Origin of the sequence: Pantoea sp. Tr-811 (assembly GCF_011752535.1) — a bacterium.
GTDB lineage: Bacteria > Pseudomonadota > Gammaproteobacteria > Pseudomonadales > Pseudomonadaceae > Aquipseudomonas.
On record NZ_VWXJ01000002.1, the window covers coordinates 136,485 to 150,342 of the forward strand.

General features: G+C 64.6%; 12 protein-coding genes. 6 read left to right on the top strand and 6 right to left on the bottom strand.

Features of this window, described 5'->3' with window-relative positions; genetic code table 11:
• The first annotated feature begins 3 nt into the window (after window positions 1–3).
• Entirely contained in the window at window positions 4–1,035 is a 1,032-nt protein-coding gene (rsgA, locus tag F3J44_RS03215) for a small ribosomal subunit biogenesis GTPase RsgA (protein ID WP_167067027.1), read from the top strand.
• 114 nt (window positions 1,036–1,149) lie between these two features.
• Window positions 1,150–1,629: a molecular chaperone Tir gene (locus F3J44_RS03220; RefSeq protein WP_167067030.1), complete on the top strand. Its 480-nt coding sequence runs from the start codon at window positions 1,150–1,152 to the stop codon at window positions 1,627–1,629.
• An 86-nt stretch (window positions 1,630–1,715) separates the two neighbouring features.
• Here the strand turns inward: F3J44_RS03220 and motB are convergent, their stop codons facing one another.
• Window positions 1,716–2,750 (bottom strand): flagellar motor protein MotB, encoded by a 1,035-nt coding sequence (gene motB / locus F3J44_RS03225; RefSeq protein WP_167270617.1) that lies wholly within the window; start codon window positions 2,748–2,750, stop codon window positions 1,716–1,718.
• A gap of 3 nt (window positions 2,751–2,753) precedes the next feature.
• The gene (motA, locus tag F3J44_RS03230; RefSeq protein WP_167067036.1) at window positions 2,754–3,605 is read right to left on the bottom strand and encodes a flagellar motor stator protein MotA; all 852 of its coding nucleotides are present in this window, start codon (window positions 3,603–3,605) and stop codon (window positions 2,754–2,756) included.
• A 148-nt stretch (window positions 3,606–3,753) separates the two neighbouring features.
• Between motA and F3J44_RS03235 the strand changes: the two genes are divergently transcribed.
• Genes F3J44_RS03235 through asd form a run of 3 tightly spaced genes read left to right on the top strand, consistent with a single transcriptional unit; the run spans window position 3,754 to window position 6,998 of the window.
• Window positions 3,754–5,271, top strand: a complete 1,518-nt coding sequence (locus F3J44_RS03235; RefSeq protein ID WP_205299652.1) for an HDOD domain-containing protein — start codon at window positions 3,754–3,756, stop codon at window positions 5,269–5,271.
• 44 nt (window positions 5,272–5,315) lie between these two features.
• Window positions 5,316–6,125: a rhodanese-like domain-containing protein gene (locus F3J44_RS03240; protein ID WP_167067043.1), complete on the top strand. Its 810-nt coding sequence runs from the start codon at window positions 5,316–5,318 to the stop codon at window positions 6,123–6,125.
• 9 nt (window positions 6,126–6,134) lie between these two features.
• Window positions 6,135–6,998 (top strand): archaetidylserine decarboxylase, encoded by an 864-nt coding sequence (gene asd, locus F3J44_RS03245; RefSeq protein WP_167067046.1) that lies wholly within the window; start codon window positions 6,135–6,137, stop codon window positions 6,996–6,998.
• 51 nt (window positions 6,999–7,049) lie between these two features.
• On the opposite strand, the gene F3J44_RS03250 is transcribed toward asd, so the two are convergent.
• Together F3J44_RS03250 and serB are read right to left on the bottom strand one after the other, a co-directional pair.
• On the bottom strand, window positions 7,050–7,481 hold the full coding sequence (locus tag F3J44_RS03250) for a hypothetical protein (RefSeq protein WP_205299653.1): 432 nt from the start codon (window positions 7,479–7,481) through the stop codon (window positions 7,050–7,052).
• Window positions 7,482–7,691: 210 nt separating this feature from the next.
• Window positions 7,692–8,906, bottom strand: coding sequence for a phosphoserine phosphatase SerB (gene serB, locus F3J44_RS03255; RefSeq protein WP_167270619.1), 1,215 nt, complete (start codon window positions 8,904–8,906; stop codon window positions 7,692–7,694).
• A gap of 135 nt (window positions 8,907–9,041) precedes the next feature.
• On the opposite strand from serB, the gene F3J44_RS03260 reads away from it, so the two are divergent.
• A complete protein-coding gene (locus F3J44_RS03260) occupies window positions 9,042–10,508 on the top strand; it encodes a histidine kinase (RefSeq protein ID WP_167067052.1) in 1,467 nt (488 codons plus the stop codon).
• 199 nt (window positions 10,509–10,707) lie between these two features.
• On the opposite strand, the gene F3J44_RS03265 is transcribed toward F3J44_RS03260, so the two are convergent.
• Complete coding sequence (locus tag F3J44_RS03265) at window positions 10,708–11,418, bottom strand: membrane integrity-associated transporter subunit PqiC (protein WP_167270620.1); 711 nt, start codon at window positions 11,416–11,418, stop codon at window positions 10,708–10,710.
• A gap of 175 nt (window positions 11,419–11,593) precedes the next feature.
• Window positions 11,594–13,852, bottom strand: coding sequence for a DNA topoisomerase IV subunit A (gene parC, locus F3J44_RS03270; protein ID WP_167067058.1), 2,259 nt, complete (start codon window positions 13,850–13,852; stop codon window positions 11,594–11,596).
• Window positions 13,853–13,858: the final 6 nt, after the last annotated feature.

The following is a 13,858-nucleotide window of genomic DNA, read 5'->3' on the forward strand; positions in this document are numbered from 1 at the left end:
TCCATGGCCAAACGCCAGCTCAATCGGCGCCAGAACTGGCGTATCGAAAAAATCCAGAACGAACGCGCCGCTCGCGCCGCCAAACGCGAACAGCACGTGCTGCAGGAGCTGGAGGGCGGCGACCTGGGGCCGGAGCAGCTGGGCCTGGTGATTGCCCACTTCGGCGTGCAGGTCGAGGTCGAGGCACAGGACGGCGAGGTGGCAGGCCAGGTATTCCGCTGCCACCTGCGGGCCAACCTGCCGGCGCTGGTAACCGGCGACCGGGTGGTTTGGCGGGCCGGCAACCAAGGCATCGGCGTGATCGTCGCGCAGATGCCGCGCAGCACCGAGCTGTGCCGGCCGAACAACCACGGCCAGCTCAAGCCGGTGGCGGCCAACGTCGACCTGATCGTGATCGTGTTCGCCCCGGCCCCCGAGCCGCACCCGAACCTGATCGACCGTTACCTGGTGGCCGCCGAGCACGCCGGTATCCGCCCATTGTTGCTGCTGAACAAGGCCGACCTGATCGACGACGACAACGGCCCGGGCCTGCATGCCCTGCTTGAGGTGTACCGCGAGCTCGGCTACCCGTTGCTGGAAGTGTCGGCGCACCATGGCGATGGCATGCAGCGCCTGCAGCAGATGCTCGACGGCCACATCAGCGTGTTCGTCGGCCAGTCGGGCGTGGGCAAGTCGTCGCTGGTCAACAGCCTGCTGCCCGACGCCGGCACCCGCGTCGGCGACCTGTCCGAATGGTCTGGCCAAGGCACCCACACCACCACTACCGCGCGCCTCTACCACTTCCCCAATGGCGGCGACCTGATCGACTCGCCCGGCATCCGTGAATTCGGCCTGGGCCACGTCAGCCGCGCCGACGTGGAAGACGGCTTCATCGAATTCCGCGACCTGTTCGGCACCTGCCGCTTCCGTGACTGCAAGCATGACCGCGAACCGGGGTGCGCCTTGCTCAAGGCACTGGAGGATGGCCGGATCAAGCCGCAACGGATGAGCAGCTATCGCTCGATCATCGCCAGCTTGCCGGAAGACAGCTATTAATTTGTAGGAATTTTTACCGCAGCATGTAGGGCCGCTCCGGATTTTCCGTCATCTATTGCCCCTTCCCGCGCTTTCCCTGAAGGTCATGGCTTCACTTCAGGGAGGGCAACGCCAATGCCGGTGTTCATCAGCTACTGCCAGGAGGCGCGGCTCGACGCCTTCATCCTCAACGAGCGCCTGCTGCTCGAAGGCATCACCGCGCAGCTTGTTCTGTTCGACGCCGACGGCCAGACCCATGACGACCTTTATGGCAACGGCTGCCAGCAGATGAGCGATGCCACCCACTGGATCGGCCTGTTGCCGGCAGCGGCGGGCGAGGATTGGTGGACGGCGTGGCTGTTGGGGGCGGCGGTGATGGCCAACCGGCGGGTATGCTTCTACCGCGCCGGGGACGAGCCGCTAACGGGCTTTCTGAGCCGCTGGCCGGTGATGCGGGAACGGGCGCATATCGACCTGTTCGTGCGGGCCTACCACGATGAATGCACGTTCCAGCGGGCGATGGTGTTGCCCACGGCGCGCGGAACCTGCGCCGACCGGGACAATGCAGATTTCTTTCATGCCGACCTCAAGGCCAAGATCAGGCGGGGGTTTTGAGGGCCTGTCGCAACCTACGGGGGAACACCCATCCCCCCGTAGGAGCGACCGCAGGTCGCGCTTGGGCCGCAACGCGACCCCAGCGGTTACTGGTCCTTCTGCTCATCCATCTTCAAGGTCCCATCCTCGAAGATATTCAGCTTCTGGCGCAGCTCCCGCGGCTGCATCGGCGTGTCGCCGGCCCCCGGTGCTGCCGGCGTAGCCGGTGCCGCCGCCCCAGCCCCGGCAGGCGCCGCCGGCTGGGCGGGCTGGTCCGGAGCCTTCGGCGTGCCCTGCTCGCCTTCGATGTTCTGCTGGGCCTTCTTGGTCAGGACGATGATGTCGATACGACGGTTCACCGGGTTGAACGGGTCCTGCTTGTCGAACAGCGACGACGAGGCATAGCCCACCACCCGCGCCACCTGGCCGTCCGGGTAGCCACCGGCCAGCAGCGCACGGCGCGCGGCGTTGGCGCGGTTGGCCGAGAGCTCCCAGTTGCCGAACTCGCCGCTGCCGGCATACGGCTTGGCATCGGTGTGGCCGCTGATGCTGATCTTGTTCGGCACCGCCTTGATGGTGTCGGCCATGGCCAGCAGGATGTCCTCGAAGTACGGCTGCAGGCGCGCACTGCCGATGTCGAACATCGGCCGCTTGTCGTTATCCATGATCTGGATGCGCAGGCCGTCCTGGGTGATCTCGAACAGGATCTGGTCCTTGAACTTCTGCAGCTGCGGGTTTTCCTCGACCTTGTCCTTCAACTCTTGCAACAGCAGTTGCAGGCGCTCTTGCTCAACCTGCTCGGCCATGGTTTCGACCTTGTCCTTGTCCAGCTGGATGCTGGTGTCAGGCGTAGGTTCGGACTTCATTTCCGGGTTGATGGTCTTTTCCGGCGCCAGCTGCGGCGAGCCGCCCAGGTCGATGATGTAGGGCGTGCCGCTTTCGGAGAAGCCGATCGGGTCCTTGAAGTAGCCAGCAATGGCGATTTTCTGCTCGGGCGTGGCCGTGGACAACAACCACAACACCAGGAAGAACGCCATCATCGCCGTGGCGAAGTCGGCGAAGGCGATCTTCCAGGCGCCGCCGTGGTGGCCGCCGCCAAAGCGCTTGACGCGCTTGATGATTATCGGCTGATTGTTTTCCATGACTCAGCGACCGCGAACCGCTTGTTCCAGTTCGGCGAAGCTTGGGCGATGCTTGGGGTACAGCACCTTGCGCCCGAATTCGACGGCCAGCGAAGGCGGCATGCCAGAGGCCGAAGCCACCAGCGAGGCCTTGATCGACTCATAGAGGTTGAGTTCTTCCTTGGCATCGTGCTCCAGGCACTTGGCCAGCGGGCCGAAGAAGCCGTAGGCGGCGAGAATACCGAAGAAGGTACCCACCAGCGCCGCACCCACGTGCATGCCGATGGCCTTCTGGTCGCCGTCACCGAGCGACGCCATGGTCACCACGATACCCAGTACCGCCGCGACAATACCGAAGCCGGGCATGCCGTCGGCGATGCCGGTCACCGCGTGGGAGGGGTGCTCCAGCTCTTCCTTCATGCTCAGCAGCTCCATGTCGAACAAGCCTTCGAGCTCGTGCGGGGCCATGTTGCCGGTGGACATGATGCGCAGGTAGTCACAAATGAATGCGGTCATGCGCTCATCACCCAGCACTGCCGGGTACTTGGCGAAGATCGGGCTGGCCGCGGCGTCTTCGATATCGCTCTCGATCGCCATCATGCCTTCGCGGCGGCTCTTGTTGAGGATCTCGTACACCAGGCCCAGCACCTCCAGGTAGAAGGTGTGGGTGAAGCGCGAGCCAAACATCTTCATCGACTTCTTGACCACGTGCATGGTCATGTAGCCGGGGTTGGCCTGCATGAAGGCGCCAAAGGCCGCACCGCCGATGATCAGCACTTCGAATGGCTGGATCAGCGCCGCGATCTTGCCGTGGGAGAGCACATATCCGCCGAGCACGCTCGCGAATACGACGATGATGCCGATAATTTTAGCCATAGGTTCAAAGCACTTGCTGTCGTGGTCAGGGTGAGGGACGGGAGCCTTAAAACTCTTCTTCTACTTATCGGCAGAACTGCGCCAGACTATAGCCACTCAAAGCGAAAAGCCAGTTCGGACTGATGTCAAAATGCCAATGGAAACCAAGGTGCCCACTCAGACTCCGCATACGCTAGAAGCCTGGATCAAGCAGCTGGACGGCCTGCGCGTGCCGGTGCCCAAGCACAGTTACGACCGGGTTCTGAGCGCCATCAATGATAGCCGCCGTTCGCTGCGTGACATCGCCGAACTGATGCAGGATAGCCCCGCCCTGGTGCTGTCGGTGATGCGCGAGGCCAACCACCCGGCCAATGCCAGCCAGGCCGACCCGGCCGAAAGCCTGGAAATCGCCCTCAACCGCCTGGGGCTGGTGCGCAGCAAGGAACTGCTGATGCGCCTGCCTTCGGTGCCGGAAGACGACATTCCGCCCGTGTTGCGCCAGTTCCTGCTGATCAGCCAGCACGCCGCGCAGCAGGCCAGCGGCCTGTTCGCCAGCCGCCTGGCGCGCCTGTGGCAGGAAATTCACTGGGGCAGCCTGCTGTTTCTCGCCCCCCTGTGGCCACTGGCCCTGGCCCACCCGAAACTGCTGGATGCCTGGGAGCTACGGGTTATCCATAAAGGTGAGGTGGCCGCCGACGTGGAACAGGAACTGTTCGGCGTGCGTATCTTCGCCCTGTGCCAGGCCATGGCCGAGCACTGGCGCCTGCCCCGCTGGGTCACCCAGGGCTACCGCCTGCTGCTTGAGGAGCGCGACCAGCTGGCCTTGGTGCTGAGCATCGCCCGCGACGAAGACCTGCTCAACCAGCAGCACCGCCTGGACGAAGAGCCTGGCCTGCGCCGCTGGTTCAACGAGCCGGCCAATACCGTGCTGCTGGCCAACAACCTGGCCCTGGCCGCGCAAGTGGGCTGGGACAACCCGCACATGCTGCGCTGGCAGCTGCTGACCGCGCTGTACCTGCAAACGTCGCTGGAAGACGTGCAGCAGCAGGTTCACCAGCAGGCCGCCGCCAGTGCCCGCCGCCATGCCCGACATGCCCTGTTCCACCCCGCCGAGGCATTGATCTGGCCCTGGGACCAGCGCCGCCCGCACCCGGACATGCTCACCCCACCGCCCCCCTCCAGTGAGGCGCTGGGCCGCTGGCGCACCCTGTGCCAGGAGCTGCTGGCCCAGCCCAGCCCGTTCACCAACGCCGTGCACCTGGCCACCCACGCGCGCGAAGCCCTGGAAGCCTGCGGCATGCAGCGCATCATGCTGCTGAGCCTGGACAAGGCCTGCGATTACCTGCGCGTGCAGCAGATCGCCGGGCTGCCCAAGGAGGCCGGGGGCATCGCCCTGGCCATCGAGCAGAACCGGTTGCTGCAAAAGCTGATGAGCAAGGCCGGCCAGCTGCGCCTGACGCCAGACAACCACGCCCAGTTCTCGGCCCTGCTGCCGGCGCCCCTGCGTGCGCTGTTTCGCAGCGAGCACCTGCTGCTGCGTTCGCTGGCAGTCGGTGACCAGGTGCTGATGCTGGCGGTGGCCGACCAGGGCGGCAAGCCGCTGGCCGATGTCAGCGTGCAGGCCTTTGGAAAAACCTCGCAATGCCTTGAGCGCGCCTTGGCCGTGTTTGCCAACCGCAGTGCCTGAGGCTTGCGCTACAATCGGCTCTCTTTCCACACTGGAGAACGTGGATGTCTGACTTTTCCGGCCTGCCCCTGGTGATCGAAGCCGCGGACTTGCTGCCGCGCCTGGCTTCGCCCCAGCTGATTCTGGTCGACCTGAGCAGTGCCAACCGCTATGTCAGCGGCCATATCAGCGGCGCCCGCTTCGTCGAAGGCAAGCGCACCCAGCTTGGCCAGCCTCCGGCACCCGGCCTGCTGCCGGCCCAGGCGGAGCTGGAAAAGCTGTTCAGCGAACTCGGCCACCGTGACGATGCGGTGTACGTGGTGTACGACGATGAAGGCGGCGGCTGGGCCGGCCGTTTCATCTGGCTGCTCGACGTCATCGGCCACACCCGCTACCACTACCTCAACGGCGGCATCCAGGCCTGGCCATCGGACCAGCTCTCCACCGACGTGCCCACGCCAGGCAATGCCCCGGTGCACCTGCACGTGCACGGCGAACCCACCGCCACCCGGGAGTACCTGCAGAGCCGCCTGGGCGCCGATGACCTGGTTATCTGGGACGCCCGTGGCCCACAGGAATTCAACGGCGAGAAAGTGCTGGCGGCCAAGGCCGGGCACATTCCCGGCGCCGTCAATTTCGAATGGACCGCCGGCATGGACCTCAACGACCACCTGCGCATCCGCGCAGACATCGCCGAGGTACTGCAGCAACTGGGCATCACCCCCGACAAGGAAGTGATCACCCACTGCCAAACCCACCGCCGCTCCGGTTTCACCTACCTGGTGGCCAAGGCCCTCGGCTACCCACGCATCAAGGCCTACGCCGGTTCGTGGAGCGAATGGGGCAACCACCCGGACACGCCTGTAGAAGTCTAAGGAACCTGCATGAAATCCCGTCTGTTCATCATCAGCCAGTACCTGCTGCCGCATCACCTGCTGTCGCGGCTGGCCGGCTGCATCGCCGAGTGCCGCGCGCGCTGGTTCAAGAACGCCTTCACCGCCTGGTTCGCCAAGCGCTACCAGGTGAACATGAGCGAGGCGCTGGTCGAAGACCTCACCGCCTACGAGCACTTCAACGCCTTCTTCACTCGCGCCCTCAAGCCAGGCGCGCGCCCGCTGGACGAAACCCCTGGGGCGATCCTCTGCCCGGCCGACGGCGCCGTCAGCCAGCTGGGCCCGATCGAGCACGGCCGTATCTTCCAGGCCAAGGGCCACAGTTTCAGCGCGCTGGAGTTGCTGGGCGGTGACCCGGCGCTGGCTGCGCCGTTCATGGGCGGCGAATTCGCCACCATCTACCTGTCGCCCAAGGATTACCACCGCGTACACATGCCGCTGGCCGGCACCCTGCGCGAGATGGTCTATGTGCCGGGCCGGCTGTTCTCGGTCAACCAGACCACCGCCGAAAACGTGCCGGAGCTGTTCGCCCGTAACGAGCGCGTGGTGTGCCTGTTCGATACCGAGCGTGGGCCAATGGCCGTGGTGCTGGTGGGGGCGATGATCGTCGCCTCTGTCGAAACCGTGTGGGCCGGCCTTGTGACCCCGCCCAAGCGTGAGCTCAAGACCTTCCGCTACGACGAACAAAGCCGCGCGCCGATTCACCTGGAAAAAGGCGCCGAACTGGGGCGCTTCAAGCTGGGTTCCACGGCGATCGTGCTGTTCGGGCCAGAGCAGGTGAAATGGGCCGAGTCGCTGGGTGCAGGCTCGGCGGTGCGCATGGGCGAGTTCCTTGCCGGGGCGCAACAGGCCTGACCCTTCAGCACCTCCCGGCTTGTGGCCGGGAGGTGCCTGTTCGGCGGGCCGTCAGCCTAGAAGGCTGCGGAAACCGATCGGGCCCTCATCGATGTAGGTGTTGGTCCCGTTGAGCGTGAGGCCGCCATCGTCGGATTTCACGGTCAGGGCAACGACATTCTGGTTGTCGCGCCCGCCGATCACCCATTCGCCACCCGGGTGCCAAGGGGCGCTGTTGCCACCCCACTGGTTCTGCACCTGGTAACGGTTCTGCGCGATGCGCTTGCCCTGGAAGCCGATCGGTCCTTCGCCGGCATAGGTCATGACCCCTTGCAGGGTCTGGCCGCCGTCATTGGATTTGACGTCGACCGACACCACCTTCTGGTTGTCCCGGCCGCCCAGCACCCAGATTCCACCGGGATGCCAAGGTGCCGAGTTACCGCCCCATTGATTTTCCACTGCGTACTTGGACATGAACTTCTTCTCCTTGAAGTTGATGGCCACGGGGACTCCCCCCGGGCCAGTACGGTCGATGGGTGAGCCGTACGGGTCCAAGCGTAGATCGGTGTTTGCAGCTAACTTAGAACAGTTCGCAATTGGCCTAGTAGCAGTAATTTTAGGGCCCCATCGCGACCTGCGGTCGCTCCTACAGGAATACACCACCCCCGTAGGAGCGACCGCAGGTCGCGATAGGGCCGCCAAAGCAGCCACCAATCAGTGACGGGTATCGCGATCGCGAAGCCCCAGCAGGTACAGCACGCCATCGAGCCCCAGGGTCGAAATGGCCTGCTTGGCCGACTGGCGCACCAGCGGCTTGGCACGGAAAGCCACGCCCAGGCCCGCCAACGACAGCATCGGCAGGTCGTTGGCACCATCGCCCACGGCAATCGTCTGGTCCAGTTGCAGGCCTTCTTCGTTGGCCAGTTGCTGGAGCAGGTCGGCCTTGCGCTGGGCGTCGACGATGGGCTCCACGGCCACGCCAGTGACCTTGCCATCCACCACTTCCAGTTCGTTGGCGAACACGTAGTCGATGCCCAGGCGTGCCTGCACCTGGCGGGCAAAGTAGGTGAAGCCGCCGGACAGGATGGCGGTCTTGTAACCCAGGCGCTTGAGCTCGGCGAACAGGTTCTCGGCGCCTTCGGTCAGGCGCAGGGAAGCGCCGATCTGGTCCAGCACGCTGACATCCAGGCCCTTAAGCAGCGCCATGCGCTCCTTGAAGCTGGCGCGGAAGTCCAGCTCACCGCGCATGGCGCGCTCGGTGATGGCCGCCACCTGCTCGCCCACGCCGGCTGCCTTGGCCAGTTCGTCGATGACCTCGGCCTCGATCAACGTCGAGTCCATGTCGAACACCGCCAGGCGGCGGTTGCGGCGGAACAGGTCGTCCTTCTGGAAGGCGATGTCGATGTTCAGTGCCTCGGCCAGCGCAAAGAACTCGGCACGCAGCGCCTGGGCATCGCTAGGCACGCCGCGCACGGAAATTTCCAGCGCCGCCTTGCCCTTCTCGCTCGGTGCACCCAGGGCCACGCGGGCCGACAGGCGCTCGATACGCTCGATGGTCAGGCCATACTGGCTGATGATCGCACTCACCCGCTGCAGCTGCTCGGGAGTGATCTTGCGGCTGAGCAGGGTAACGATGTGGCGTGGCTCGCCCTGGCCATCGGCCCAATGCTGGTAATCGGCCTCGGAAATCGGCGTGTAGCGGGCCTGCAGGTTCAGCTCGTGGGCCTTGGACTGCACGCTCTGCAGCAGGCTGGTGGCCACTTCGTTGTCCGGAATGTCGACCAGGATGCCGAACGACAGGGTGCCGTGCATCACGGCCAAACCGATGTCGAGGATGTTCACACCGCCCTGGAGCAGGACGCCGGTAATGGCGGCGGTCAGACCCGGACGGTCCTCACCGGTGATGTTGATCAGAACGATTTCGCGCACAACCTGGCTCCGACTTCGATGAAAAATGCGCATTCTACCGATTTTCCATGACCATCGGGCGCCAACGATACTTTGCCGACAAAACACGGCTCGCTATACTGCGCAACACTTTTATGCCATTAAGAGCCGCGCTCTGTGAACCGGCCCACGCCCGTAAAGACCGACAATTTCTTCGTGATGATCTTCCGTGCCCTGCGCCAACGTCGCGTTCCCCTGGCACTGCGCATCGCCAGCACCAACATTTTCCTGGTGGCGCTGGCGCTGGTGATCTATGCCTGCGTGATGGGCCTGCAGTTCAAGCAGGCCATGCACGAGCAGGCCGACGCCCTTGGCCAGAGCCTGACCATCCAGACGGCAACCTCGGCGACCGAGCTGCTGGTGTCCAACGATATCCTCAGCCTCAACGTGTTGCTGGGTAACCTGGTGAAGAACCCGCTGGTGGCCCATGCGGCGATCTACAGCGTGGACAACCGCATCCTCGCCGAGGCCGGCCAGCGCCCGCGCAATGGCCTGCTGGGCGAGGCCGAGGGCCTGTACCAGACCAAGATCACCTTCCAGGACGTGACCGCCGGTCAGCTGCGTATCAGCCTGGACATGAGCCAGTTCCAGCAACCGATGCTGATCAGCCTGCAAAGCATGGGCATCCTGGCCGCCATCCTGCTGGCACTGGCCTTGAGCCTGAGCCTGCGCCAGGGCCGTCACATCACCTTGCCGCTGCTGCAACTGCGGGTCTGGCTGCGTGATCCACACCCCTACACCCCGGCCACCGACCGCCAGGATGAGATCGGCGATATCGCCCGCCAGTTGCATGCGCGCCTGGCCCCGCCGCCTCCGCCAGAGCCTGAGCCGGAGGAGGAAGAGGAGTACGAGGACGACTTCGAAGAGGCCCATGACGAAGCCCCTGCCCGCCTTGCCCAGCGCGCCAAGGCCGTGGTGCAGGCGGACGAGGCCGACGACGAGGCCTTCGCCGGGCTGCTGGACGACGACGAGCAGCCTGCGGCCAAGCCCGCCGTGGTCGAGTCCGACGAACCACAGAACACCGCCGTGCTGGCGGTACAGCTGGGCTCCCAGGAGCAACTGCGGCGCCTGCCGCGTACGCGCCTGACCGAGCTGCTGGAGCGCTACCGCGGCTGCCTGGAGCAGGCCGCGTCGCTGTACGAAGGCGAAATCCATACCCTCAACGACGGCAGCACCCTGGTGCTGTTCCACAGCCGTGAATGTGGCGAGGACTACCTGACCAACGCCATCTGCTGCGGCGAGCTGCTGCGCGCCCTGGGCCATGCCCTGCAGATCGAGGTGGCCGACAGTGGCATTACCCTGCAGCTGCAGCTGGGCCTGGCCTTGGGCGACGACCTGCAGGGGCTGGAGCAGGTTGATTTGCTGATGGCCGAAAAGGCCCAGGATGCCCTGGCATTGTCGCAGCACAGCCGCAACCTGCTGCTGGTGGAGCGGCAGATCAGCGACGACGACCTGATCCGCAAGCGTGCCCGTATTCGCCCGATTGCCAGCCCCGAGGGCGCGTGCTGCGTGGAGCGGTTGATGGAGCCCTATCCGTCGATGCTGGAGCGCCAATTGGCACGGATGCACGAGCGCCGGGTCTGATATCGCCACTTGCGTGTTCGGGATTTGTGCTGGGGCTGATATCGCTATCGCGAGCTACGCTCGCTCCTACCAGGCTCTGAACAAAGTTCCAGATCCTGCGCTAATCCGGTAGGAGCGAGCGCAGCTCGCGATGGCGCCGCTCGCGGCGCCCACAAAAAAGCCCGCATGTTCGCGGGCTTTTTTGTATCTGGAGGCTCGATCAGAACCGATAGACTTCCATATCGGTGCGAATCGGCGACGCCATTGGAATCTTCGACTTCTCCGGTTCCTTCTTCACCTGAACAGGCGCTGCCGGCTTCTTCGGTGGCTCTTCGGCAATCACCGGCTGGTTGGCCAGCGGCTTGACCGCCGTGCTCAGCTGTTCAGCCAGCTTTTGCAGCAACTGCCCTTGGGCCTGAACCTGCGCCGACTCGCTGCCTTCGTGCGCCTGTTCCAGGTGAACGATGCGGTTGTCGCGCACATGGCCACGGCGGTCGAGCAGGCGCCATTGGGCGTCGAGGATCGCCGGCTGGTTCTTGCCAGAGTCCAGGCGGGTGATCGACAGCAACACCTGAACGTCAGGCGTAAAGCCCGTGCTCGCCGGTGCCAGAACCACGCGCTGGCTGTCCAGGCGCCAGGCCAACTGACGCACCAGCAACTGGTCGATGTCTGACGAGAGGCTGCCGGCCCAACGACCGTCGGTCGCCGAACTCAGGCTGCCATCGGCCTGACGCTGCAGGAAGGTTTCGCGCTGCAGGTAATCGGCCACCGACACAGGGCCAAGCACCACGGCCATGCCCGCACTCTGCGAAGGCTGGCCAGGATCACCGCTGTCGAGTTGGTACAGGGCCACTGGCTGATGCATGCTGCACCCGCCCAGCCCCAGCAAACCCGTCATCAACAGCGCAAATGGAAGGCGCAGGAATTTCATTCAACCCATCCAGGCGGTCGCTACCAGGCAAACCGCAGTGATACTGATAACAATTCAATCGGGCACACGGCCACGCCGGCACCACAGGAGCACTATCATCCGCGAAATATCGGCCCGACTCCAGCATTTCTGCCCGGAACGGCGCTGAAATTGCCGTTCCAGACATTTCGTCGGTTTATCCCGGCATCTCTACCTGCAGCCCGTCGACGCGCTGGAAGCCCCGTGGCAGCTTGCTGCCGCGTCGGCCACGTTCACCCTTGTAATGCTCAAGGTCATCGCCTTTAAGGGACAGGGTACGCTTGCCGGCCTGCAATACAAGGGTCCCGCCCTCGCCGATCACCGCAAGATCCGTGACAAATTCTTCACGGCTGGCCACCCGATCACCGGGCACACCGATGATCTTGTTGCCCTTGCCTTTGCCCAGCTGTGGCAGGTCGGAAACCTTGAATACCAGCAAGCGCCCCTCGGTGGTCACGGCGGCCAGCCAGTCCTGCTCGCGGTTGGCCACCGGGCGCGGGGTCATGACCTTGGCGCCGTTGGGCAGGCTGAGCAGGCCTTTGCCGGCCTTGTTCTTGGCCTGCAGGTCCTCGCCCTTGACCACGAAGCCATAGCCCGCGTCCGAGGCCACCACGTACAGCGCGTCATCATCGGGCAGCAGCACGCACTCGAAGGTGGCGCCTGGCGGTGGGGTCAGGCGGCCAGTCAACGGCTCGCCCTGGCCACGGGCCGACGGCAGGCTATGGGCGGCCACCGAATAACTGCGGCCGGTGGAGTCGATCAGTACCGCAAACTGGTTGGAACGCCCGGCGGCTGCAGCCTTGAAGCCGTCGCCGGCCTTGTACGACAGGCCCGTGGCGTCGATGTCGTGGCCCTTGGCGCAGCGCACCCAGCCCTTTTCCGACAGCACCACGGTCACCGGCTCGGTCGGCATCAGTTCGTTTTCCGACAGGGCCTTGGCTTCGGCGCGCTCGACGATCGGCGAGCGGCGGTCGTCGCCATAGGTTTCGGCGTCCTTGATCAGTTCGCTGCGCACCAGCTTGCGCAGCTTGGCGTCGCTGCCCAGCAGCGCTTGCAGCTTGGCCTGCTCCTTGAGCAGTTCATCCTGCTCGCCGCGGATCTTCATCTCTTCCAGGCGCGCCAACTGGCGCAGGCGGGTTTCGAGGATGTAGTCGGCCTGGATTTCGGTCAGTTCGAAGCGCTCGATCAACGCCTGCTTGGGGTGCTCCTCGGTGCGAATGATATGGATCACTTCATCGAGGTTGAGGAACGCGGTGAGCAAACCTTCCAACAGGTGCAGGCGCCGTTCGACCTTGTCCAGGCGGTGCTGCAGGCGACGACGAACGGTATTGGTACGAAACTCCAGCCATTCCAGCAACAAGGCCCGCAGGTTTTTCAGCTGCGGCCGGCCATCCAGGCCAATGATGTTGACGTTGACCCGGTAGCTGCTTTCAAGGTCGGTGGTGGCGAACAGGTGTTGCATCAGCTCATCGGCATCCACCCGGTTGGAGCGCGGGATGATGACGATGCGGCAGGGGTTCTCGTGGTCGGACTCATCACGCAGGTCGGCCACCATCGGCAGCTTCTTGGCCTGCATCTGCGCGGCGATCTGCTCCAGCACCTTGGCCCCGGAAACCTGGTGCGGCAGCGCGGTGACGACGACATCGCCATCCTCGACGCGGTACACGGCGCGCATGCGGATCGAGCCGCGGCCGGTTTCGTAGATTTTCTGGATTTCGGCACGCGGGGTGACGATCTCGGCCTCGGTCGGGTAGTCCGGGCCCTGGATGTGCTCGCACAGCTGCTCGATGGTGGCCTTGGGCTCATCGAGCAGGCGCACGCAGGCGCTGGCGACTTCCCGCAGGTTATGCGGCGGCACGTCGGTGGCCATGCCCACGGCGATGCCAGTGGTGCCGTTGAGCAGGATATTCGGCAGGCGCGCCGGCAGCACGGCCGGCTCCTGCAGGGTGCCGTCGAAGTTCGGCACCCAGTCGACGGTGCCCTGGCCCACTTCGCTGAGCAGCACTTCCGAGTAGCGCGACAGGCGCGCCTCGGTGTAACGCATGGCAGCGAACGACTTCGGATCGTCCGGCGCACCCCAGTTGCCCTGGCCATCGACCAGGGTGTAGCGGTAGCTGAACGGCTGCGCCATCAGCACCATGGCTTCGTAGCAGGCCGAATCGCCGTGGGGGTGGAACTTGCCGAGCACGTCGCCCACGGTACGCGCGGACTTCTTGTGCTTGGCATCGGCATCGAGCCCCAACTCGCTCATGGCGTAGACGATGCGTCGCTGCACCGGCTTCAGGCCGTCGCCGATGTGCGGCAGGGCCCGGTCCATGATTACGTACATGGAATAGTTGAGGTAGGCCTGTTCGGTGAAGTCAGCCAGCGAGCGGCGTTCGACGCCGTCGAGGCTGAGTTCCAGTGAGTCGCTCATGCGGGC